The 22,167-nt window shown below is 70.8% G+C and carries 17 protein-coding genes and 1 riboswitch; of the genes, 7 read left to right on the top strand and 10 right to left on the bottom strand.

Features of this window, described 5'->3' with window-relative positions:
• The first annotated feature begins 98 nt into the window (after positions 1-98).
• A riboswitch (cobalamin riboswitch) is annotated at positions 99-353 on the top strand.
• Between the two features lie 120 nt (positions 354-473).
• The 5 genes from JMV16_RS20605 (at position 474) to JMV16_RS20585 (ending at position 5,948) form a co-directional block, all read left to right on the top strand.
• On the top strand, positions 474-2,318 hold the full coding sequence (locus JMV16_RS20605) for a TonB-dependent receptor domain-containing protein (RefSeq protein WP_201496193.1): 1,845 nt from the start codon (positions 474-476) through the stop codon (positions 2,316-2,318).
• 6 nt (positions 2,319-2,324) lie between these two features.
• The gene (locus JMV16_RS20600) at positions 2,325-3,197 is read left to right on the top strand and encodes an ABC transporter substrate-binding protein (protein ID WP_201496192.1); all 873 of its coding nucleotides are present in this window, start codon (positions 2,325-2,327) and stop codon (positions 3,195-3,197) included.
• Positions 3,198-3,327: 130 nt separating this feature from the next.
• The gene (locus tag JMV16_RS20595) at positions 3,328-4,362 is read left to right on the top strand and encodes a FecCD family ABC transporter permease (protein ID WP_201496191.1); all 1,035 of its coding nucleotides are present in this window, start codon (positions 3,328-3,330) and stop codon (positions 4,360-4,362) included.
• The gene (locus JMV16_RS20590; RefSeq protein WP_201496190.1) at positions 4,362-5,132 is read left to right on the top strand and encodes an ABC transporter ATP-binding protein; all 771 of its coding nucleotides are present in this window, start codon (positions 4,362-4,364) and stop codon (positions 5,130-5,132) included. The genes JMV16_RS20595 and JMV16_RS20590 overlap by 1 nt, the downstream gene beginning before the upstream one ends.
• 18 nt (positions 5,133-5,150) lie before the next feature.
• The gene (locus tag JMV16_RS20585; RefSeq protein WP_201496189.1) at positions 5,151-5,948 is read left to right on the top strand and encodes a helical backbone metal receptor; all 798 of its coding nucleotides are present in this window, start codon (positions 5,151-5,153) and stop codon (positions 5,946-5,948) included.
• A gap of 12 nt (positions 5,949-5,960) precedes the next feature.
• Here the strand turns inward: JMV16_RS20585 and JMV16_RS20580 are convergent, their stop codons facing one another.
• From JMV16_RS20580 to JMV16_RS20570, 3 genes are read right to left on the bottom strand one after another with little or no spacing between them, the layout of a single operon-like run.
• Positions 5,961-7,379, bottom strand: coding sequence for an efflux transporter outer membrane subunit (locus JMV16_RS20580; RefSeq protein ID WP_201496188.1), 1,419 nt, complete (start codon positions 7,377-7,379; stop codon positions 5,961-5,963).
• Positions 7,376-10,579, bottom strand: a complete 3,204-nt coding sequence (locus tag JMV16_RS20575; RefSeq protein ID WP_201496187.1) for an efflux RND transporter permease subunit — start codon at positions 10,577-10,579, stop codon at positions 7,376-7,378. The genes JMV16_RS20580 and JMV16_RS20575 overlap by 4 nt, the downstream gene beginning before the upstream one ends.
• A gap of 9 nt (positions 10,580-10,588) precedes the next feature.
• Entirely contained in the window at positions 10,589-11,839 is a 1,251-nt protein-coding gene (locus JMV16_RS20570; RefSeq protein ID WP_201496186.1) for an efflux RND transporter periplasmic adaptor subunit, read from the bottom strand.
• A gap of 162 nt (positions 11,840-12,001) precedes the next feature.
• Here JMV16_RS20570 and JMV16_RS20565 point away from each other — a divergent pair, with 162 nt between their 5' ends.
• Positions 12,002-12,673: a TetR family transcriptional regulator gene (locus tag JMV16_RS20565; protein ID WP_201496185.1), complete on the top strand. Its 672-nt coding sequence runs from the start codon at positions 12,002-12,004 to the stop codon at positions 12,671-12,673.
• Here JMV16_RS20565 and JMV16_RS20560 read toward each other — a convergent pair.
• From JMV16_RS20560 to JMV16_RS20540, 5 genes are read right to left on the bottom strand one after another with little or no spacing between them, the layout of a single operon-like run.
• Positions 12,618-13,607, bottom strand: coding sequence for an ABC transporter ATP-binding protein (locus tag JMV16_RS20560; protein WP_236580629.1), 990 nt, complete (start codon positions 13,605-13,607; stop codon positions 12,618-12,620). The genes JMV16_RS20565 and JMV16_RS20560 overlap by 56 nt on opposite strands.
• Positions 13,604-14,584, bottom strand: a complete 981-nt coding sequence (locus JMV16_RS20555) for an ABC transporter ATP-binding protein (protein WP_201496184.1) — start codon at positions 14,582-14,584, stop codon at positions 13,604-13,606. The genes JMV16_RS20560 and JMV16_RS20555 overlap by 4 nt, the downstream gene beginning before the upstream one ends.
• Complete coding sequence (locus JMV16_RS20550; RefSeq protein ID WP_201496183.1) at positions 14,584-15,486, bottom strand: ABC transporter permease; 903 nt, start codon at positions 15,484-15,486, stop codon at positions 14,584-14,586. Before JMV16_RS20550 ends, JMV16_RS20555 begins: the two co-directional genes overlap by 1 nt.
• Before the next feature lie 7 nt (positions 15,487-15,493).
• The gene (locus JMV16_RS20545; protein WP_201496182.1) at positions 15,494-16,453 is read right to left on the bottom strand and encodes an ABC transporter permease; all 960 of its coding nucleotides are present in this window, start codon (positions 16,451-16,453) and stop codon (positions 15,494-15,496) included.
• Positions 16,454-16,501: 48 nt separating this feature from the next.
• On the bottom strand, positions 16,502-18,295 hold the full coding sequence (locus tag JMV16_RS20540) for a peptide ABC transporter substrate-binding protein (RefSeq protein ID WP_201496181.1): 1,794 nt from the start codon (positions 18,293-18,295) through the stop codon (positions 16,502-16,504).
• Positions 18,296-18,425: 130 nt separating this feature from the next.
• On the opposite strand from JMV16_RS20540, the gene JMV16_RS20535 reads away from it, so the two are divergent.
• Positions 18,426-19,394 carry a succinylglutamate desuccinylase/aspartoacylase family protein gene (locus tag JMV16_RS20535; RefSeq protein ID WP_201496180.1) on the top strand — a complete coding sequence of 323 codons (969 nt, stop codon included), beginning with the start codon at positions 18,426-18,428 and terminating at the stop codon, positions 19,392-19,394.
• Between the two features lie 28 nt (positions 19,395-19,422).
• Here the strand turns inward: JMV16_RS20535 and JMV16_RS20530 are convergent, their stop codons facing one another.
• Positions 19,423-20,148 carry a nucleotide-binding protein gene (locus JMV16_RS20530; RefSeq protein WP_201496179.1) on the bottom strand — a complete coding sequence of 242 codons (726 nt, stop codon included), beginning with the start codon at positions 20,146-20,148 and terminating at the stop codon, positions 19,423-19,425.
• 112 nt (positions 20,149-20,260) lie between these two features.
• The gene (locus JMV16_RS20525; protein WP_201496178.1) at positions 20,261-22,141 is read right to left on the bottom strand and encodes a M3 family oligoendopeptidase; all 1,881 of its coding nucleotides are present in this window, start codon (positions 22,139-22,141) and stop codon (positions 20,261-20,263) included.
• Positions 22,142-22,167 lie beyond the last annotated feature (26 nt).

Raw genomic sequence — 22,167 nt, 5'->3', positions numbered from 1 at the left:
GCCGTGGTGGAAATCGCAAGTATATCGGTGGGGTGGGCGGCGGCCGGCCGGGTCGAGCGGATGCGGGCGTCAGCGGGCGGCAAAGGCGCTGCGCTAGCATCGCGGGGCTTGCACCAGGTGCCTGCCGCCCCGTTCAGGGCGTCGGGTTGAACGGGAAACCGGTGAGCGCGGGTCGGATGTTCGACCCAGCGCGATTCCGGTGCTGCCCCCGCAACGGTCAGCGAGGAGCGTGCCGCACGACAGGCCACTGGTTCCACCTCTGGAACTGGGAAGGCGCGGCAGGCCTCCGGACGGAATCTCCTCCCGTCCGGCACTCGCGAGCCCGGATACCGGCCCGGTGCATGGATGCTGGCGCTGCGGTGGGCGGTGCAGACAGCGGTGCGGCCGATGGTTTCGCACCCTTTTCTGCCTTTGATCCTTCACGGCCCAGCCCGCTGGTCTAGACCGCACGGGGCGTGCGGATGGAGGATGAAATGTTTGCCAAAGCCTATGGGCGCCGCCGGCTCGCGCGCCTGCTTTCCCTTTTGCTGACCTGTGTCGCGGCGCATCACGCGGCCGCCCAGGTCGATTCGAGTGTCGTCGTCACCGCGACCCGCACCCCGGTGCGGGTGAACGAGGTCGTGGCTGAGGTCACCGTCATCGATCGCGCGATGCTGGACCGTGCCGCCGGCCGCACGCTCGTGGAATTGCTGTCGCAGCAAGCCGGTCTGCAATTCAGCAGCAGCGGGGGACTTGGCAAGAACGCCTCGCTCTTCATCCGTGGGCTGCAGTCTCGCCACACGCTGCTGCTGGTGGATGGCGTTCGCGTCGGCTCTGCCACGTCCGGCACGCCCTCGCTCGACAACCTGCCGCTGGAGGCGGTGGATCGCATCGAGATCGTTCGCGGGCCGATGTCCTCGCTGTACGGCAGCGGCGCCATGGGCGGGGTGATCCAGGTCTTTCTACGGCGTGGCAGCCAGGGGGTCACGGCCAACGCCCTGGCCAGCGCCGGCTCACACGGCTATGGCCAGGTGGCAGGCGGTGCCACCTATGGCAATGGCAGCATCGACGCCGCGGTCCAGGTGCAGAGAACCTATGTGCAAGGCGTCTCGGCCACCAACGACAAGGAGCCCTTCGGCGCCTTCAATCCGGATCGCGACGGCTTTGGCCAGACCGGCGGCGGCTTGCGGCTGGGCTGGCGGCCGACGGCCGACTGGCGGCTGGAACTGCTGGGCCTGCACTCGCGCGGCGTCACGCGCATCGATGACGGCCCCGGCGTCGATGCGCGCGCCCGACTGAGCAACGACGTCGTCGGTATTTCGGCCAGCGGGCGCGTCAGCGCTGGCTGGCAGATGCGCCTGAGCGCATCCGAGTCCGTCGACGGCTACGACACGCTCAGCACGGCAGACCCCTTCTCCCCCCTGGGTCTGATCGAGTCGCGCATACGCCAGTTGAGCTGGGAAAACACCGTGGCGACGCCGCTGGGCAACGCGCTGCTGATGGTCGAGCGGCAAAGCGAATCGGTCAGCCGTCCGGGCGAGCCGTTCACGGTCAGCCGGCGCGACATCGACGCTGTGGCGCTGGGCCTGGACGGTGGGGCCGGCCCGCATGCCTGGAACGCCAGCCTGCGCCACGACCGGAACTCGCAGTTCGGCGGTGCGACCACCGGTGCAGCGGCTTACGGCTACGCGCTGTCGCCAGCCTGGCGCCTGGGCGCCACCTACGGCACCAGCTTTGGTGCCCCCAGCTTTGGCGACCTCTACTTTCCGGGCTTCAGCAATCCCTTGTTGCGCCCGGAAACGGGCCGCCACGGCGAGCTGAGTCTGCAGTGGACAGCGAGTGGCCACAGTGTGCGTGCGACCTATTTCGACAACCGCTACCGCGGCTTCATCACCAGCGGCGCAACGCCGGCCAACCTGCCGCGTACACGCATCGACGGCGTGACGCTGGCCTACGAAGGCCGCTGGCGCGACCTGGCGATGTCGGCAGCACTCGACCACATCGACCCGCGCAACAACACTGCGGGCAGCGCCAGCTTCGGCAAGCAGTTGCCGCGCCGGGCCCAGGACGCGCTGCGGCTGGGCGTCGACTGGACCCGCGGGCCCTGGTCCGCCGGTGCGACGCTGGCTGCCTTCTCGTCGCGCTACGACGATGCGGCCAACACCGCGCGCCTGGCCGGCTATGCCACGCTGGATCTGCGCGCCGAGTGGACAGTCTCGCGCGAACTGGCGCTGGGCCTGAAGCTCAACAATGCGGGCGACAAGGCCTACGAGACGGCGCTGGGCTACGACCAGCCCCGCCGCGAAACCTTCGTCACGCTGCGCTACACACCGAAGTAGGCGGCCATGCTGCTGCGCATCGCTGCCGCCTCGCTGATGGCCCTGTCGCTGGCCGCGGCCCTGGCCGCGCCGGTGACCGTGGTCGACGACCGCGGCCACAGCGTCACGCTGGCGCGGGTGCCGCAGCGCATCGTCTCGCTCTCGCCCTCGCTCAGCGAAACGGTGTGTGCGCTGCAGGCCTGCGCCCGCCTGGTCGGCACCGACCGCTATTCGACCTGGCCCGAGGCGCTGCGCAGCCTGCCCAAGCTGGGCGGCCTGGACGACACCCAGATCGAACGCCTGGCCGCGCTCAAGCCCGACCTGGTGCTGGCCGCGGTGTCCACGCGTGCGGTCGAGCGGCTCGAGGCCCTGGGCCTGCCGGTGCTGGCGCTGGAACCCCGCAACTGGGCCGGCACGCGCCGCGCCATCGCCGCCGTGGCCCAGGCCCTGGGCGAGCCGGCGGCCGGGCCGGCCCTGGTGGCGGCGGTGGAACGCCGCATCGCCGCCGCGGCCGCCGGCGTGCCGGCGCGGCTGCGCGGGCGCAGCGTCTATTTCGAGGTCGCGGCCACGCCCTTTGCGGCCGGCGAGGCCTCTTTCGTGGGCGAACTGCTGGCGGGCCTGGGGCTGGTGAACATCGTGCCGGCCGCGCTGGGCCCCTTTCCCCAGCTCAACCCGGAGTTCGTGCTGCGCGCCCAGCCGGCCCTGCTGATGGCCAGCGCCGACGAACTGGCCCAGATGCCCGCCCGCCCCGGCTGGGCCGCGCTGCAGGCGCTGCGCCGACGCCAGACCTGCGGCTTTGCCAGCGCCGAGTTCGACACCCTGATGCGCGCCGGCCCGCGCCTGGGCGAGGCCGCCGAGGCCATCGTTGCCTGTCTGCGCCGGTTGGAGGACTTGCCATGAGCGCGCCGGGCCGCCATCGGCCGCAGGCCAATGGCCTTCGGCAGGCACGGACAGTCCGCAGGGACTGTCCGTGTCCGGCCTCAGCTCACCAAGCGCTCATGCCGCAGCGCGCAGCGCGGAGCTTCGTCCCATGAGCTGGACCCCGACCCTGCCACCGCCCGGCATCGACCCGGTTGGCGCCACCGCGGCCCTGAGCCCGCCCCAGCGCCTGGCCCTGCTGCTGGCGTCTGCCGCGCTGCTGCTGGTGGCGGCGGGCCTGTCGGCCGGGGCCGAGGGCTGGTCGCTGGACTGGGCGGCCGACGCCGAGCTGATCGCCAGCATCCGCGCGCCGCGCACCCTGGGCGCGCTCTTCGCCGGCGCGCTGCTGGGCCTGGCCGGGGCGCTGGCCCAGGGCCTGTTCCGCAACCCGCTGGCCGATCCCTACTTGCTGGGATCGGCGGCCGGCGCCGGCCTGGGCGTGGTGCTGGTGCTGGCAGCGGGCGGCCTGATCGGGCGCGAATTCGGCCCCGCGGCGGCCTCGGCCCTGTTGCGCCTGGGCCTGGTGGGCGCGGCCTTTGCCGGCGCCCTGGGCGGCATGCTGCTGACCCTGGTGCTGGCACGCGGCGCCGGTCGGCCCATGGTGCTGCTGCTGGCCGGCGTGGTGGTGGGCGTGCTGCTGACGGCGCTGTCGGACCTGATCATCCTGCTCGCCCCCGAGGCGCTGCGCGGCAAGCAGGTCTTCCTGCTCGGCACCACCAGCTTCTTCGGCTGGGCCAGCGTGGCCTGGCTGGGTGCGGCCCTGGTGGTGGTGTTGCCGCTGGCGGTGCCGCTGGCGCGCGTGCTCGACGCCCTGGTGCTGGGCGAAGCCAGTGCCGCCAGCCTGGGCCTGGCCCTGCCGCGCCTGCGCCTGGCCCTGCTGGCCCTGGTGGCCCTGGCCACCGGCAGCGCCGTGGCCCAGGCCGGGTTGGTGGCCTTCGTCGGGTTGGTGGCGCCGCACCTGGTGCGGCGCCGCGTCGTCGTCACCCACGGCGCGCTGCTGGCGTTGTCGGCGCTGGCTGGCGGCGTGCTGCTGCTGGCCGCCGACGTGGCCGCGCGCAGCGTGATCGCCCCGCGCGAGCTGCCGGTGGGCCTGCTCACCGCGGTCTTTGGCGGCGCCTACCTGCTGGCCCTGTTGCGCAAGCGCTGATGATCAGCTGCACCGGCCTGAGCCTGAAGCTGGGCGGCCGCGTGGTCGTCGACGGCGTCACGCTGGCCTTGCGCGGCGGTGAGTGGGCCGCCGTGGTGGGGCCCAATGGCGCGGGCAAGAGCAGCCTGCTGCAGGCCCTGGCCGGCCTGCGCGCAGCCTCGGTCGGCGAGGTGAGGCTGGACGGCCGCCCGCTCGCCGACTGGCCGGCGCGCGAGCGCGCACGGCGCCTGGCCTGGCTGGCCCAGGTGGGCGAGGCCGAGGGCGAAATCGCCGTGCGCGACGTCGTGGCGCTGGGCCGCTTGCCGCGCCGCGGCCTGCTCGGCACGGCCGATGCCGAGGACGCCGCGGCTATCACGGCCGCGATGGCAGAAACCGCCTGCAGCGCGCTGGCCGGGCGCCGCCTGGGCGAGCTTTCTGGCGGCGAGCGCCAGCGCGTGCTGCTGGCGCGTGCGCTGGCGGTCGGCGCCGGCGTGCTGCTGCTGGACGAGCCCACCACCCACCTCGACGCGCCTCACCAACGCGCGCTGCTGCGCAGCCTGGCGGCGCGCGCACGGGCCGGCCAGGCGGTGCTGGCGGTGCTGCACGACGTCAACCTCGCGCTGGCCGCCGACCGCCTGCTGGTGCTGGAGGCCGGCCGCCTGGTGGCCGACGGCGCACCGGCCGACCCTGCCTTGCAGGCGGCCCTGGTGGCGGTGTTCGGCGACGCCTTCAGCATCGAGCGCGTGGCCACGACCCAGGGGCCGCGCTGGGTGGCAGTTCCAGCCTTGTAGGCGCTGTAGGCTTGCGCAATGGGCCCACAACGCATCGTCTGCCTCACCGAAGAGACCACCGAGTGGCTTTACCTGCTGGGCGAGGAGGCGCGCATCGTCGGCATCAGCGGCTACACGGTGCGGCCGCGCCGTGCGCGCCAGGAGAAGCCGCGTGTCTCGGCCTTTCTCGACGGCAAGATAGAGCGCATCGTCGAACTGAAGCCCGATCTGGTGATCGGATTCAGCGACATGCAGGCGGCGCTGGCCGACAAGCTGATACGCGCCGGGCTCAATGTGTGGGTGACCAACCAGCGCAGCGTGGCCGAGATCATCGCCACGATGCGCATGGTGGCGGCCCTGGTGGGCGCGCAGGACCGCGCCGAGGCCTGGATGGCTCGCTGCCTGGCCCGCCACGCCGAAATCGCTGCCGCGGCGGCACGTTGGCCACGCCGGCCGCGCGTCTACTTCGAGGAATGGGACCAGCCGATGATCAGCGCCATCCGCTGGGTGTCGGAGCTGGCCACGCTGGCCGGTGGCGACGATGTCTTCCCCGAGCTGGCCCTGCAGGCCATGGGCCGCGACCGCGTGATTGCCGATGCGGCCGAGCCGGCGCGGCGCGCGCCGGACGTGATCTTCGGCTCCTGGTGCGGCAAGAAATTCCGGCCCGAACATCTCGCTGCCCGGCCCGGCTGGGCCGCCGTGCCGGCCGTGGCATGGGGCCGGCTGCACGAGATCAAGAGCTGCGACATCCTGCAGCCGGGGCCGGCGGCGTTGACCGACGGGCTGGAGCAGCTGCACCGCGCGCTGGCGGCCTGGGCCGCGGCCCAGGCCTGCTGATCCGAAAACGGATCAGCGCGCCGCGGTCGGCTCGATCCAGCCGCCGCCCAGCACGCGGTAGAGCGCCACCCCGTTGAGCGCCTGCTGCAGCTGGGTCTGCACCAGCGCCTGCCGGGCCGCGAACAGCGAGCGCTGGGCGTCCAGCACGTCCAGACTGCTGGCGGCGCCATGGCGCTGGCGCAGCTCGGTGAGGGCGGCGCGGTCTTGCTCGGCCGCCAGCAGTGCTTGCTGGGCACGCAGCTGCTCGCCCAGCGTGGCGCGGCCGGCCAGGGCGTCGGCCACCTCGCGGAAGGCGGTCTGCAGCGTGCGCTCGTACTGGGCCACGGCGATGTCGCTGCCGGCCTTGGCCGCGTCCAGGCCGGCCTGGTTGCGGCCGCCGTCGAAGAGCGGCTGCAGCAGCTGGGGTGCCAGGCTCCAGGCCAGGCCGCCGCTGAACAAGCGGCTCAGCTCGGTGCTGGCCAGGCCCAGGCTGCCGGTGAGGCTGATGCGCGGAAAGAAGGCAGCGCGGGCGGCGTCCACATTGGCGCGGGCGGCCAGCAGCAACTGCTCGGCCTGGCGCACGTCGGGGCGGCGCGCCAGCAACTCCGACGGCAGGCCGGCGGGCAAATCCTGCAGCGGCGGCGCGCTGCCGTAGGCCGGCGCCGCGGGCAGGTCGTCGGGCAGCGGGCGGCCCACCAGCAGCACGAGCGCGTTCTCGTCCAGCGCGCGCTGGCGCTGGGTCTGGGCCAGCGCGATGCGGGCTGATTCGAGCAGCGATTCGGCCGCGCGCAGCTCGATCTGCGAGCCGGCGCCCTGGTCGACGCGCAGCTTGGTCAGGCGCAGCGTTTCGGTGCGCGTGTCCAGCGTTTGCGTCGTCACGCGCAGCAGTTCCTCGTCGGCCTGCACGGTCAGGCAGGCGCTGGCGACGGCGCCAACCAGGCTGATCTGGGCTGCCTTGCGCGCCTCGGTGCTGGCCAGCAACTGGGCCGCGGCGGCGTCGGACAGGCCGTTCAGGCGGCCGAAGAAATCGACCTCCCAGGACGTCACCAGCAGGCCGGCGCTGTAAGTGCCGGTGCTGCCGCCGCCATTCGTGGCCTGGCGCGTGGCGCCAATGCCGGCGTTGACCGTGGGCGTCTCGTCGGCGCGGCGCAGGCCGAGCTGGGCGCGCGCCTGCGCCATGGCGAGCACGGCGATGCGCAGGTCGCGGTTGTTGTCCAGCGCCAGTTCGATGAGACGGCGGCAGCGCGGGTCGCCGTGGAACTGCTGCCAGGGGATCTCGGCCGCGGCCGGGCCGGTGGCGGCCGGCGGCGGACCCACTTCGGGCACCGGAAAGGCCGCGGCCACCGGGGCGGCCGGGCGCTGGTAGGCCGGCTGCGGCGGGGGGGTGCTGCAGCCGGCGGCCAGCAGGCAGGCCATCACCGTGGCCAGCGGGGCAAGGGTGCGCGGCATCATGCGTCGCTCCTGGCGGGCGGCACCGCAGGGGGTGCGGCGGGTGAAGCGGGCATAGCGGGTGCAGCGGGACCATCCATCTCGTGCGCGTAGAGGCGGCGCTGGCGTTCGCTGCCCTTGAAGAAGCGGCGCACGACGACGAAGAAGACCGGCACGAACAGCACCGACAGCGTCACCGCGCTGATCATGCCGCCGACCACGCCGGTGCCGATGGCGCGCTGGCTGGCCGAACCGGCGCCGCTGGCCAGGAACAGCGGCATCACGCCCAGGATGAAGGCCAGCGAGGTCATCACGATGGGTCGGAAGCGCAAATGGGCGGCTTCCAGCGCGGCGTCGATGGGACTCTTGCCCTGGGCCTGCAAGTCCTTGGCGTATTCGATGATCAGGATCGCGTTCTTGGCCGCCAGGCCGATGATGGTGATGAGGCCGACCTGGAAGTACACATCGTTGGCGTAGCCGCGCATCAGCGTGGCCAGCACCACGCCGAACACGCCCAGCGGCACCACCAGGATCACCGAGAACGGGATGGACCAGCTCTCGTACAGCGCCGCCAGGCACAGGAAGACGGCCAGGATGGCAAAGCCGTAGAGGACGAGCGCCTGGTTGCCGGCGATCTTCTCTTCGCGCGAGATGCCGGTCCACTCATAGCCGAAGCCGGCCGGCAGCTGCGCCGCCAGGCGTTCCATCTCGGCCATGGCGTCGCCGGTGCTGTAGCCCGGCGCCGCGCTGCCACCCAGGCGCATGGCGGGGTAGCCGTTGTAGCGCACGGTCTGCATGGCGCCGGTGATCCAGCGCGTGCTGGCAAAGGCGGCCAGCGGCACCGGGTCGCCGCGGCTGTTGCTGGCGGTGAGAAGCAGCAGATCCTGCGGCTGCATGCGCGCCGGCGCGTCGGCCTGCACCACCACGCGCTGCAGGCGGCCGGCGCTGGGGAAATCGTTGACATAGACCGAACCCAGCGCCGTCGACAGCGTGGCGTTGATGCTGTCGAAGCCCACGCCCAGGGCCGCGGCCTTGTCGCGGTCGATCTCCACCTGCAGCTGCGGCGCGTCTTCCAGGCCGTCGGGGCGCACCTGGGCCAGCAGCTTGCTCTGCCCGGCCATGCCCAGCAGCTGGTTGCGCGCCGCCACCAGGGCGTCGTGGCCCATGCCGCCGCGGTCTTGCAGGCGGAAGTTGAAGCCCGAGGCCGTGCCCAGCTCGGGGATGGGCGGCGGGCTGAGCGGAAAGATGAAGGCGTCGCGTATGCCCATCAGCGCGCCGAAGGCGCGGCCGGCCAGGGCCTGTGCCGAATTGGCCGGGTCGGGCCGCTCGTCCCAATCCTTGAGCGTGACGAAGGCCAGGCCGGCGTTCTGGCCCAGGCCCGAGAAGCTGAAACCCAGCACCGCGACCATGCTCTTCACCTCGGGCTGCTTGAGGATGTAGGCCTCGACCTGCTCCATCACTGCACGCGTGCGCTGTTGCGTGGCACCCGGCGGCAGCTGCACGTTGACGATCATGTTGCCCTGGTCTTCGGCCGGCAGGAAGGACGTGGGCAGGCGCAGGTAGACCCAACCCACGGCGCCGATGATCACGCCGTAGAGGATGAGGTAGCGCCCGGCCTTGCGCACCATGCCGCCGAGCACGCTTTCGTAGTGCTGGGTGCGGCGCTTGAAGAAGCGGTTGAACCAGCCGAAAAAGCCGCCCTTCTCGAGGTGGTGGCCGGCCTGCACCGGCTTGAGCAGGGTGGCGCACAGCGCCGGCGTGAGCGACAGCGCCATGAAGGCCGAGAAGGCGATGGAGGCCACCATCACGGCCGAGAACTGGCGGTAGATATTGCCCACCGAGCCGGCAAAGAAGGCCAGCGGCACGAACACCGAGATCAGCACCACGGTGATGCCGATGATGGCGCCCTGGATCTGGCCCATGGCCTTGCGCGTGGCCTGGCGCGGCGGCAGGCCTTCCTCGCTCATGATGCGCTCGACGTTCTCGACCACCACGATGGCGTCGTCGACCACGATGCCGATGACCAGCACCATGCCGAACATGGTCAGCACATTGATGGAATAGCCCAGCGCCAGCAGCACGGCAAAGGTGCCCAGCAGCGCCACCGGCACCACGATGGTGGGGATCACGGTGTAGCGGAAGTTCTGCAGGAACAGGTACATCACCAGGAACACCAGGCCCACGGCCTCGAGCAGGGTCATCGCCACCTGGGTGATGGAGATCTTGACGAAGCGCGAGCTGTCGTAGGGGATGCTGTAGCTCATGCCCGGCGGAAAGTAGCGCTGCAACTCGTCCATCTTCACGCGGATGGCCGCCGCGGTGGCCAGCGCATTGCCGGTGGGCGAGAGCTGCACGCCGATGCCGGTGGACGGATTGCCGTTCAGGCGTGCCTGGGTGGCGTAGCCCTGCGCACCCAGCTCGATGCGCGCCACGTCGGCCAGGCGCACCGTCGAGCCGTCGGCGTTGGCGCGCAGCGCGATGCGGCCGAACTCCTCCACCGTGCCCAGCTGGCCGCGCACCACCACCGTGGCCGCGATACCTTGGCCGGCCACGTTGGGAAGGTCGCCGATGGAGCCTGAAGCCACCTGCGCGTTCTGGGCGCGGATGGCGGCCACCACCTCGGCGCTGGACAGGCGCAGGCCTTGCAGCTTGGCGGGGTCGACCCAGACCCGCATGGCGCGCTCGGTGCCGAAGAGCTGGGCCTGGCCCACGCCGGGCACGCGCTGCAGTTCGGGCAGCACATTGCGCGCCGCGTAGTCGCCCAGGGCGATGGGGTCGTAGGCCGGGTTGGTGGATGACAGGATGGCGAATAGCAGGAAGTTGCTGCGCGACTTGTCCACGCGCACGCCCTGCTGCGTCACCACCGCCGGCAGCCGCGGCGTGGCGCGCGCCAGGCGGTTCTGCACCTCCACCTGCGCCAGGTCGGCACTGGTGCCGGGCTGGAAGCTCAGCGTGATGTTGCCGCTGCCGTCGGCCTGGGCCACGGATTCCATGTAGATCAGCCCGGGCGCACCGTTCATCTCGCGCTCGATCACCGAGAGCACGCTGTCTTCCAGCGTCTGCGCGCTGGCGCCGGGGTAGCCGGCCGAGACCACGATGGACGGCGGCGCCACCGGCGGGTATTGCGACACCGGCAGCTGCGTGATGGACACGCCGCCCAGCACCAGCACGAACAGCGCGATGACCCAGGCGAAGATGGGGCGGTCGATGAAGAAGGCGGCCATGTCCTGCCTTTACGGGCGCGAGGCCGCTGAGGCGGGTGCCGCTGCCGGTGCAGCGCCGGAGGCTGCCGCCGCCCCCGATGCGGGCCTGGCCGTGCCGGGCGCCGACCAGGGCACGGGCTTCACCGGGCCGGGGCCGCGCAGCTTCTGGAAGCCGTCGACCATCACCTGCTCGCCCGCCTGCAGGCCTTCGAGCACCACCCATTGGCCGTTCTTGCCCGGGCCCACGCGCACCTTGCGCGGGCTCAGCTTGCCGTCGGCGCCCACCACCTGGACGCTGTCGCCCTGGGCCGAGCGCTGCACCGCCTGCTGCGGCAGCAGCGCGGCGCCGGCGGCGGCGGCCTGCTCCAGCCGCGCCCGCACATACATGCCGGGCAGCAGCGCGCCCTTGGGGTTGGGCAGCTCGACGCGCAGCGTGATCTGGCCGGAGCTGGGGTCGACCGTGAGATCGCTGAACAGCAGCTTGCCCGCCAGCGGGTAGACGCTGCCGTCCTCGAGCAGCACGCGCACCGCGGCCGACTCGGCCGCGCGCAGCTTGCCGCCGCTGATGGCCGCGCGCAGGCGCAGCACATCGGCCACCGGCTGCGTGATGTTGACGTAGAGCGGGTCGATCTGCTGGATCAGCGCCAGCTGCGTGGCCTCGCCCTGGCCCACCAGGGCACCCTCGGTGACAAGGGCGCGACCGATGCGGCCCGAGATCGGCGCCGTCACGCTGGCGTAGCCGAGGTTGATCTGCGCCGTCTGCAGCGCGGCGCGGCCGGCGGCCACGTCGGCCAGCGCCAGCTTGTGCGCGGCCACGGCGTTGACGTATTCCTGCTGGCTGACGGCGCGCGCCTCGGCCAGCGGCTTGTAGCGCTCGGCCAGGGCCTGGGCCTGGGCGACATTGGCCTCGGCACGCGCCACGCCGGCCTCGGCCGCGGCCAGGGCTGCGCGGTAGGGCGCGGCGTCGATCTGGAACAGCGCCTGGCCGGCGCGCACCTCGGCGCCTTCGCGGAAGCGGCGCTGCAGCAGGATGCCGGCGACGCGGGCCCGCACCTGGGCCACGCGCGAGGCCTCGGTGCGGCCGGGCAACTCGGTTTCCAGGCCCACGACGCCGGGCGCCACCGTGACCACGCCCACCTCGGGCGGCGGCGGCGCGCCGGGTCCGCCGGCCGGGGCCTGGGTGCCGGGGCTGCAGGCGGCCAGCAGGGCGGCAGCACAGGCCGCGCCGGCGAAGGGGGCAAAGGCCAAAGCGCGCCTGGAATGAGGGGGCCAGAGGCTCATGGGGCAGACCTTTCGGCTCGTGGCCGGTGGGGTGTCGACGGACCGGCGCAGAGGGCGGTGGGTCCGGACGGGGTGTATGCGGGGTGACAGCGCGAGCTGCGGGGTCTACTATACATACAAGGTTGAATGTATGTTGGAGACCGGGCAGAAAGGGCTTTTGGCATGGTGAGGCGCACGAAGGAGGAAGCCCAGGCGACGCGCGAGCTCATCCTCGACACCGCCGAGCAGTGCTTTCTGGCGCAGGGCGTCTCGCGCACCTCGCTGCAGGACATCGCCCAGGCCGCGGGCCTGACGCGCGGCGCCATCTACTGGCATTTCGAGGGCAAGGCCGATCTCTTCAATGCGCTGCTGACACGGGTGACGATGCCGCTTGATCGCGAGATCCGCGCCAGCGGTGAGCCCGGCCACGACGACCCGCTGGGCCGCATCCGCGCTGCCTTCCTGGGGGCCTTGAAGGTCACGGCCACCGACCCGCTGGCCCGCCGCACCTTCGAGATCGCGCTCTTCAAGGTCGAGTACGTCGAGGAGACGGCGGGCGTGCGCGAGCGTCGCGTCGCCGGTCTGGCCGAGCGGCTGCGCCAGGTCGAGCACGGTCTGCGCCAGGCCGCCAGGCTGGGGCAGATCGACGCCGGCGTGCCGGCGCGCGCTGCCGCCATAGGCCTGCACGCCCTGGTCGACGGGCTGATGGCCAACTGGATGCTGGACAACGAGGCCTTCGACCTGGTGCGCGTGGGCACGCAGGCGGTGGACCGCTACCTGCAGGGCCTGAAATCGCCGCTCAGCGCAGGTGGCAGGCCACCCAGTGTCCCGAGCCCGGTTCCCCCACCGGCTTGAGCGGTGGCCGCTCAAGCCGGCACTGCTCGGTCTGCGCCAGCGGGCAGCGAGTGTGGAAGTGGCAGCCGGGGGGCGGGTGGATGGGGCTGGGCACGTCGCCCTGCAGATGGACCTTCTTGCGCTTGACGCGCGGGTCGGGGATGGGCACGGCCGCCAGCAGCGCCTCGGTATAGGGGTGGCGCGGGTCGGTGTAGAGCGAGCGCGACGGCGCGATCTCGACGATGCGGCCCAGGTACATCACCGCCACGCGGTGGCTGATGTGCTCGACCACGCTGAGGTCGTGGGCGATGAAGACGTAGCTCAGGCCCAGCGGGCCGCGCAGGTCTTCCAGCAGGTTGATCACCTGGGCCTGGATCGAGACATCGAGCGCGCTCACCGCCTCGTCGCAGACCAGCAGGCGCGGGCTTACCGCCAGCGCCCGCGCAATGCCGATGCGCTGGCGCTGGCCGCCCGAAAACTCGTGCGGATAACGCCGCATGTGGTCGGCGGCCAGGCCCACGGTCTCGAGCAGCTGCACGATGCGGTCTTCGTATTCGCGCGCCGTCCTGGTGAGCCTGTGGATGGTGAGCGCTTCGCCGACGATGGCGCCCACCGTCATGCGCGGGTTGAGGCTGGCGTAGGGATCCTGGAAGACGATCTGCATCTCGCGCGCCAGCGCGCGCAGCTGCTGCTTGTCGGCGCCGGTGACGCTGCGGCCGTCGAAGGTGACCGTGCCCGAGGTGGGCTCGATCAGGCGCAGGATGCAGCGCCCGGTGGTGCTCTTGCCGCAGCCCGATTCGCCAACCACGCCCAGGGTCTCGCCGGCGGCCAGCTCGAAGCTCACACCGTCCACCGCGTACACGCGGTCGACCTCGCGCCCGAGCAAGCCGCCACGGATGGGAAAGTGCTTGACCAGGTTCTCCACCTTGAGCAGCGGCGCGGTCGGTGTGCTCAAGTGCCGCCTCCTTCGAGGATGCAGGCCACCTTGTGGCCGGGCGCCACCTCGCGCAGCGCCGGCGTGGCCTGGCTGCAGGCCGGCCGCGCGTGGCGGCAGCGCGCGGCGAAGCGGCAGCCGGGGCCGGGCGCGATGAGCCTGGGCACGGTGCCGGCGATGGCTTCGAGCCTCACCTTGTGCGTGGCCGCGGTGTCGATGCGCGGAATGCTGCGGATCAGGCCCTGGGTGTAGGGGTGGCGCGGGCGCGCGAACAGCTCGTCCACCGGCGCTTCTTCCACCACCTGGCCGGCATACATCACGACCACGCGTTGCGCCGTCTCCGCCACCACGCCCATCGCGTGCGTGATCAGCATCACCGCCATGCCCAGGCGCGATTTCAGCTCGGCAATGAGGTCGAGGATCTGGGCCTGGATGGTGACGTCCAGCGCCGTGGTCGGCTCGTCGGCGATCAGCAGCTTGGGGTTGCAGGCCAGCGCGATGGCGATCATCACGCGCTGGCGCATGCCGCCCGAGAACTGGTGCGGGTAGTCGTACACGCGCCGCTCGGGCGTGGGGATGCGCACCAGGCCCAGCATCTCGACGGCGCGGTTCATCGCCTCCTTGCGCGACAAGCCCTCGTGCAGGCGCACGCTCTCGGCAATCTGCTCGCCCACGCTGTAGACCGGGTTGAGCGAGGTCATCGGCTCCTGGAAGATGATGGCAATCTCCTTGGCGCGGATCTTCTGCATCTCGGCCGCCGACATCGGCACCAGGTCGCGCCCCTGCCACAGCACCTGGCCGGCGACGATCTTGCCCGGCGGCATGTCGATCAGCTTCATCACCGTCTTGGCGGTGACGCTCTTGCCGCAGCCCGATTCGCCCACCACGCACAGCGTCTCGCCGGCGTCCAGCGCGAGGTCGACGCCGTCGACCGCGTGCAGCCAGCCGTCATCGGTCTTGAAATGGGTCTTGAGGCCCTTGATCTCGAGCAAGGCCATCACATCACCCGGCGCGGGTCGAGCGCGTCGCGCAGGCCGTCGCCGACGAAGTTGATCGTCAGCACGGTGAGAAAGATCGCCAGGCCCGGAAACAGCGCCCAGTGCGGCGCGATGTCGAGGTAGTCCTTGCTGTCGAAGAGGATGCGGCCCCAGGTCGGGATGTCGGGCGGAAAGCCCAGGCCCAGAAAGCTCAGCGTGCTCTCGGCGATGATGGCCGCGGCGACGTCGATGGTGCCGGCCACGATCACCGGCCCCAGGCTGTTGGGCAGGATGTGGCGCAGCACCTGGCGTGGCACGCTGGCGCCCAGGGCGCGCGCCGCCTCGACGAATTCCTTTTCGCGCAGGCTGAAGAACTGGGCCCGCACCAGCCGTGCCACCGGCATCCAGCGGAAGCAGCCTATCACCAGCACGATGAGGATGAAGACGCCGACTTCGGTGCCGAAGACGGCCTTGAGGCGATCGCGGAAGAGGTAGATCACCAGCAGCAGCAGTGGCAGCTGGGGCAGGCTGAGGAAGAGGTCGGTCAGCCACATCAGCGCGGTGTCGACCCAGCCGCGCGAGATGCCGGCCACCGCACCGACCAGCACGCCGACGAAGATGGCCATGGTCATCGCCGCCAGGCCGACCGCGATGCTGATGCGCCCGCCGTAGAGCATGCGCGCCAGGATGTCCTGGCCGAGGTCGTCGGTGCCCATGGGGTGGGCCAGCGAGGGCGTGGCCAGGCGAGCGCTGAAGTCGATGTCGTTGATGGCCAGGCGCCAGGCCAGCGGCCCCAGCACCACCGCGGCCACCATCAGCAGCAGCAGCGCCAGGCTGGCCACCGCCATCTTGTGGCGGCGAAAGCGCCGCCAGGCCTCGGCCCAGGGCGAGGCCACCTGCGCGCGTGGCGCGGCGTGCGCCACCGTGGGCTCAGCGGTAGGAGATGCGGGGGTCGAGCCAGCCATAGAGCAGGTCGGCAATCAGGTTGAAGAAGATGACCAGGCAGCTGAAGACAAAGGTCACGGCCATGATCACCGGCGTGTCATTGCGCAGGATGGCGTCGATCAGCAGGCTGCCGATACCGGGGATGCGGAAGATCTGCTCGGTGACGATGGCGCCGCCGAACACCGCCGGCATCTGCAACGCCACCAGCGTGACCACCGGGATCAGCGCATTGCGCACGACGTGCTTCATCACCACCGTGCCTTCGGCCAGGCCCTTGCTGCGCGCGGTGGTGACGTGGTCGAGGCGGATCACGTCGAGCACCGCCGAGCGCACATAGCGCATCCAGCTCGCGCCCTGGAACAGGCCCAGCACCATCACCGGCATGATGGCCTGCTTGATGTGGGCCCACCACCAGGGCCAGCCGCTGCCGGCGATGTCGGCGCGGTAGACGAAGGGCAGCCAGTCGAGCGTGATCGAGAACAGCAGGATGAGCAGCAGGCCCGTGAAGAAGGTGGGCAGCGAGAAGCCGATGAAAGCCAGCGTGCTGGCGATGCGGTCGAACCAGGAATAGGGCCGCACGGCCGAGATCACACCCACCGGCAGCGCCACGCACAGCGCCAGCAGCTGCGAGGCGCCGATGATGGCCAGCGTCACCGGCACGCGCTGTGCGATGAGCTGGTCGACATCGACGCGGCTGATGAAGGAGTAGCCCCAGTCGCCCTGCAGCATGGCCGCCAGCCAGCGGAAATAGCGCTGCCACACCGGGTCATCGAGCCCGAACTTGGCGCGCAGCATCTGCTTGACCTCGGCCGGCACATTGGGATTGGTGGCGAGTTCCTCGAAAGGGTCGCCCGGCGCCAGTGCCAGCACGGTGAAGAGCACGACGCTGATGCCCAGCAGGCTGGGCACCGCAATCAGCAGTCGACGCAGGATGTAGGGGCCCACGGATTCCGTTTCAGTTCTTCAGGCGGCCCCGAGGCCGTGGCGGGCTGTTCAGGCTTCGCGGTACCAGTTCTGCAGCCCGGCGAAATCGAGGTCCCAGCCGGTCAGCGAGGTCACCAGCTTGTTGCTGGCGCCGCGCACGCGCGGGCGGCTGATGAGCGGGATGATGACGCCGTCCTTCACCGGCAGGTCGTTCAGGCGGATGAAGAGGGCGGTGCGCTTGACCGGGTCGAGTTCCTGCTCGGCGGCGGCATAGGTCTTGTCGTATTCCTCGCTGACCCAGCGGCAGATGTTGCGGCCCTGCCATTTGTTGGCCTTGGACGAGACCTCGCGCGACAGGTATTGGTCCATGAAGCGCTCGGGGTCGGGCTGGGTCATGGTGGTGGTGTACATCTGCATGTCGGCGTAGAACTTGCCGTAGGTGTCGGGGTTGGCGACATCCGACGAGAAGAAGACGCTGGCCGTCACCGACTTCAGCTCAAGCTCGATGCCGGCCTTCTGGCAGCCCTGCTTGATGACGGCCTGCTCCTTCTGGCGCAGCGCGTTGACCGAGGTCTGGAAGACGAATTTGAGCTTCTTGCCGCTCTTCTCGCGGATGCCGTCGCCGCCCTTCTTCCAGCCCGCGGCGTCGAGGATCTGGCCGGCCTTGTCGATGCTGAACTCGAACCTGTTGTTGGGGCTGCGGTAACGCGGTGGGTTGTTCAGGAAATTGGCCGTGGCCACGCCGGTGCGGCCGTAGATGAATTCCTGGATGCTCTGGCGGTCGACCAGCAGGGCCATGGCCTGGCGCACCGCGGGGTCGCTGAAGGCGAAGTGGCGGGTCTTGGCGCTGGAGCGCTCGCCGTCGACCTCGGTCGCCGGGTCGGTGGGGTTGAGCTGGAGGAACTCGATGTCGCCGCTGGGCACGATGTAGGCGCGGCCCTTGCCGCCGCTTTCCATGCGCTTGAGCACTTCATCCTCGACCTGCAGGTTCCAGGCGTAGTCGTATTCGCCGGTCTGCAGCACGGCACGCGCGGCCGAGACCGCGTCGCCGCCGCCCTTCATCTCGATGGTGTCGAAGAAGGGCCGGTTGGGCATGTGGTAGTTGTTGTTGATCTCGCCGCGCACCATGTCGCCCGGCTTGAAATCGACGAACTTGTAGGGGCCCGTGCCCACCGGCCTGAGGTTGTTGGGCGCCTCGCGTGATTTGGCGCCGGCATAGGGGCCGAACAGGTGCTTGGGGATGATCATGCCCTCGGCCGCGACGAAGGCGGTGGCCCAGAAGGGCGTGGGCTTGGGGAAGCTGACCTTGATGGTGTGCGAATCGATCTTGACCACCGTCACGTCCTTGTAGACGCCATTGGTCACGGCCGCGGTGGCCGGGTCGCGCACGTATTCCCAGGTGAAGACGGCGTCGTCGGCGGTGAAGGGCTGGCCGTCGTGCCAGGTGACGCCCTTCTTGAGCTTCCAGGTGACGCTCTTGCCGTCGGCCGAGAGGCCGCCGTTCTCGCGCGTGGGGATCTCGGCGGCGAGTATCGGCACGAGGTTGCCGTCGGCGTCCCACACGGCCAGCGGCTCGTAGAAGATGCGCGAGCCTTCCTGGTCTTTCGTTCCGTTGGCGAAGTGGGGCTGCAGCAGGGTCGTGCCCTGCCACCACAGCACGCGCAGCGCGCCGCCGCCACCGCGCTTGGTGGGCTTGTAGGGCGGCGCCGCAGTCTGCGCGCTGGCCACGCCGGCGTGCATCAGCAGCATGGCGGCCATCGGCGCGCTCAGGCCCAGGCCCACCAGGCGCTGGATGAAGCCGCGCCGGGGCAGGGCGCCTTCGCGCACCTCTTCGATCATCTGGCGCAGTTGGTTTTCGTGCATGAGGCCTCCGGTTGCCAATGACATGCCGCTGGGAAGCAGCTTTTGCGCCACCAAGGCGCCTGGGCGGCCATGCTATAGGCTCGCCGACGGGCGGCCATCGGGGTCGCCACTATCCCGACCGGGAGGTCGCATGGCAGAGAAGAATCCGCCGCTGGAACTGAGCCCGCCCGACATCCAGCCTTGGCGCGAGGGCGGCAGCGGCGTCGATTGGGTGCATCAACTCGACAGCGGCGCACCCGGCCCGTGCGTGCTGGTGCAGGCGCTGACCCATGGCAACGAGATCTGCGGCGCCATCGCGCTGGATTGGCTGCTGCGCCACATCGCCGCCAGCGGCTGGCGCCCGCAAGCGGGGCGGCTGACGCTGGCCTTCGCCAACGTGCAGGCCTATGCCCGCTTCGACGCCGGCGATCCTTTCGCTTCGCGCTGCGTCGACGAGGACTACAACCGCGTCTGGAGCGACGAGAGGCTGGACGGCCCGCGCGACAGCGCCGAGCTGCGGCGGGCGCGTGCGCTGCGGCCTTATGTCGACGCGGCCGATCGGCTGCTGGACATCCACAGCATGAGCGAACCCTGCCGTCCGCTGATGGTGTGCGGCCAGGCCGACAAGAATGCCGCCTATGCGCGCCAACTGGGTGTGCCGGGCGATCTGCTCATTGACACCGGCCACCCGGCCGGCCTGCGCATGGTCGACCGCGGCGGCTTTGCCGATCCGGCCAGCGCGAAGCGCGCCCTGCTCATCGAATGCGGCCAGCACTGGGAGCGCGGCGCGGCCGAGGTGGCCATCGACACGCTGGTGCGCTTTCTCGGCCTCAGCGGCCTGGCCGATGCGGCCTGGGTGGCGGCGCACACGCGGCTGGCGCTGCCGCCGCGCCAGCGCCTGGTGCGCGTGAGCGAGGCCGTGGTGGCGCGAAGCAGCGCATTTCGGCTGCTGGTGCCGGCCGTGGGGCTTTCGGCCGTGCCCAAGGCCGGCACGGTCATCGCCGAGGACGGCGACCATGTCTGGCGCGCGCCCCACGACGACACGGTGCTGGTGATGCCGGCCACGCGCCGGCTGGCGCCGGGCGCCACGGCGGTGCGGCTGGGCCGCTGGGAAGATTGACGGCTCCGGTCTGTGGACCGGCGGCGCCCTACTTGCGCACCGAGGCCTCGTCGACCAGCACCGCGTACTCGTAGCCCGGGCCGACCTTGACGTCGGTCTTGACCTTGCCCTTGACGGTGACCACGTCGCCGACGGCGGCCTGGTCGCTGGAGATGACGGCGACGTCGTTGGTGCCGGCGCCGGCATTGCCGCTGCCGTCCTGCAGGTGGAACCAGTTCTTGCCCTTGATGCCCATATTGGCCTTCACGACCTGGCCGCGCAGGGTGATGCTCTTGTCCTTGAGCTTGTCCTTGCCGCCGACGATCTCGGCCACCGTGTGCGCGTCCTTGCCGCTGGCCTTGGCCACCTTGATGGGGGCCTGCGCGGCAGCAGGGGCGGGCTTGGGCATGGCCATCGCGCCCGGCGCAGCGCCGCCATGGGGCGCTGCGGTCATGGCCGCGCCGGCACCCGCGGCACCGGGCTCGGCGATGGAGCCAAACACGATCTTGTCGAAGGTCTTCTTGAGCGCACGGCTCTCGAAGTTGTGCATCACCATCGGTGCCTCGATGCTCACCTGGGCGCCCTTGGCGACGTTGGCCTTGGTCACGGCGGCCCAGGTCTCGCCTTCCTTGGTCTTCAGGCGCAGATAGGTGTAGCTCTCGGTGTCGCGCACCTCGAGCACCTCGCCCTTCAAGGGCGCTTGTGCCAGCGCGGGGGCCGGGGAACCGACCGCGGCTGCGGCCAGAATGAGAATGATTGCGATGTGGCGTTTCATGGTGCCGGCATCATAGTGGTCGGCCCCGGCCCGCGTCAGCCCGCTCCGGCCAGCGTTTGGCGGTGCTTTGAGAATGCTCAGACTTCAGCCGAATTGAGCCGCCCCGCGCGCCTCAGCCCTTGGCAAGCAGCTTCTCGATCTCGTCCAGCGCCGCGTTCATGCGCTGGATCAGCGCCTCGTAGGGCGTGGCGCTGCTGAGGTCGAGTCCGGCGCGCTGCAGCAACTCGTGCGGCGGCACCGAACTGCCGGAGCGCAGCACACCCAGGTAGGCCTCGCGTGCGCCGGGTACGCCGCGGGCGATGCGCTCGCCGAAGAATTGCGCCGCCGCTGCGCTGGTGGCGTAGGCGTAGACGTAGAAGGGGCGGTGGAAGTGCGGGATGTAGGCCCACTCGCGGCAGTAGGCCGGGTCGATGGCCATCACGCCGGCGTCGGCGCCGTGGTACTTGCGCAGCAGGCCGCAGTACATCTCGGTGAAGCGCTTGCCCGAGAGTGCCTCGCCGCGCTGCTGGGCGTCATGGGCCAGCAGTTCGAACTCGGCAAACATGGTCTGGCGGAAGAACGATGCGCGCAGGCGCTCGAGCACCTCGGTGAGGATGAAGATGCGCTCGTCGCGGCTTGCGGCCTGGGCCAGCATGTGTTCAGTGAGCAGCACCTCGTTGGTGGTGGAGGCGATCTCGGCCAGGAACAGCGGGTAGCTGGCGGTTTCATACGGCTGGGCGCGCTGCGCCAGCACCGAGTGCATGCCGTGGCCCCATTCGTGGGCAAAGGTCACCAGGCTCTCGAAATCGTCGTTGTGGTTGAGAAAGATGAAGGGCGTCTGGCCGTAGACGCTGGCGGCATAGGCACCGCTGCGCTTGCCCGGTGCCGGCTTCACATGCATGGTGCGCGAGCGCAGCGCCAGGCCCAGCTGGTCCTGGTATTCGTCGCCCAGCGGCTTCATGGCCGCCAGCGTGACGGCGGCGGCCTCGGCCACCGGGTAGCGCCGCGTCGTGCTCACCAGGTTGGGGTAGATGTCGTAGTAGTGCAGGTCGGGCAGGCCCAGCAGCTTCTGGCGCAGCCTGAAGTAGCGGTGCAGCGTGGGCAGGGCCTTGTTGGCCTCGGCCACCAGCTTGCGCATCACCGCCTCGGGCACTTCCACGCCGGCCAGCGAGGCCGCCACCGCGGTGGGATGCTTGCGCAGCTGCGCGTTGATCACGCCCGCCTGCACGCGCTGGGCGAGCAGGGCGCCCAGGGTGTTCTCGTACTGGCCATAGGTCTTCCAGAAGCTGTCGAAGGCCTGCTTGCGCACGCCGCGGTCGGGGTGGGCGCGCAGGCGCACATAGCCGGTGTCGGACAGGCGCTCGGCGCGGCCGTCGACCGTGAGGCTGGGCCATTCGATGTCGGCATTGATGAGCAGTTCGCGCGTGCCCGAGAACGAGCCCAGCACGGGTGTGAGCGCGGCCAGCGCCGTTTCGGCCTCGGGCGCCAGCGTGTGCGATGCCTCGGCCAGCGTCTTGCGCAGGCGGGTGGCATGGCGCTGCAACTCGGGCTCGGCGACCTGCCAGGCCGCCACCTTGGCCGCGCCCAGGCCCTGGATGGCCGGGTCGACCCAGGCCAGTGCGCTGCTGAACTGGCCCCAGAGCGACGACATCAGCGCGCTGCGCTCGAGGTTGCGGCGCTCGCCGTTGGCCGTGGACACCTGGGTGCTGGCATAGGTCCACAGCCTTGAGAGGCGGCGGTTGGCGGCCGACATCTGGTCGAGCGCGGCGCGCATCGATGCGGCGTCGCGGCCGAAGCCCTCCTTCAGCCCGCGCAGTGCCGCAATTTCGGCCGCCAGGGCGATGCGTTCGCGGTCCCAGGCTTCGTCGCTCGGGAAGAGGCGGGTCAAGTCCCACACCAGGGGCATGGCGCCCTCCGCGGGTGCGGCCGATGGGGCCGGTTGGGCCAGGGCCGGCGCAGCGGCGCAGGCCACCACCACCAGGGCCGTCAGGGAAAGGATTCGATTCTTGATCATCAAGCCCTCCGAACAAGGGCGCGATT

This window comes from Rubrivivax sp. A210 (assembly GCF_904426505.1).
Lineage (GTDB): Bacteria > Pseudomonadota > Gammaproteobacteria > Burkholderiales > Burkholderiaceae_C > Rubrivivax.
Note: the sequence above shows the minus strand (reverse complement) of the source record. Positions and strands in the feature narration are given on the sequence as shown.

Bases quoted from the DNA above. Each gene is read 5' to 3' on its own strand.
- JMV16_RS20585 (WP_201496189.1), top strand. From the start codon at position 5,151: ATGGGCCCACAACGCATCGTCTGCCTCACCGAAGAGACCACCGAGTGG.
- JMV16_RS20540 (WP_201496181.1), bottom strand. From the start codon at position 18,295: ATGCACGAAAACCAACTGCGCCAGATGATCGAAGAGGTGCGCGAAGGC.
- JMV16_RS20530 (WP_201496179.1), bottom strand. From the start codon at position 20,148: ATGAAACGCCACATCGCAATCATTCTCATTCTGGCCGCAGCCGCGGTC.
- JMV16_RS20570 (WP_201496186.1), bottom strand. From the start codon at position 11,839: ATGAGCCTCTGGCCCCCTCATTCCAGGCGCGCTTTGGCCTTTGCCCCC.
- JMV16_RS20535 (WP_201496180.1), top strand. From the start codon at position 18,426: ATGGCAGAGAAGAATCCGCCGCTGGAACTGAGCCCGCCCGACATCCAG.
- JMV16_RS20555 (WP_201496184.1), bottom strand. From the start codon at position 14,584: ATGGCCTTGCTCGAGATCAAGGGCCTCAAGACCCATTTCAAGACCGAT.
- JMV16_RS20565 (WP_201496185.1), top strand. From the start codon at position 12,002: ATGGTGAGGCGCACGAAGGAGGAAGCCCAGGCGACGCGCGAGCTCATC.
- JMV16_RS20595 (WP_201496191.1), top strand. From the start codon at position 3,328: ATGAGCTGGACCCCGACCCTGCCACCGCCCGGCATCGACCCGGTTGGC.
- JMV16_RS20605 (WP_201496193.1), top strand. From the start codon at position 474: ATGTTTGCCAAAGCCTATGGGCGCCGCCGGCTCGCGCGCCTGCTTTCC.
- JMV16_RS20590 (WP_201496190.1), top strand. From the start codon at position 4,362: ATGATCAGCTGCACCGGCCTGAGCCTGAAGCTGGGCGGCCGCGTGGTC.
- JMV16_RS20600 (WP_201496192.1), top strand. From the start codon at position 2,325: ATGCTGCTGCGCATCGCTGCCGCCTCGCTGATGGCCCTGTCGCTGGCC.
- JMV16_RS20580 (WP_201496188.1), bottom strand. From the start codon at position 7,379: ATGATGCCGCGCACCCTTGCCCCGCTGGCCACGGTGATGGCCTGCCTG.
- JMV16_RS20525 (WP_201496178.1), bottom strand. From the start codon at position 22,141: ATGATCAAGAATCGAATCCTTTCCCTGACGGCCCTGGTGGTGGTGGCC.
- JMV16_RS20575 (WP_201496187.1), bottom strand. From the start codon at position 10,579: ATGGCCGCCTTCTTCATCGACCGCCCCATCTTCGCCTGGGTCATCGCG.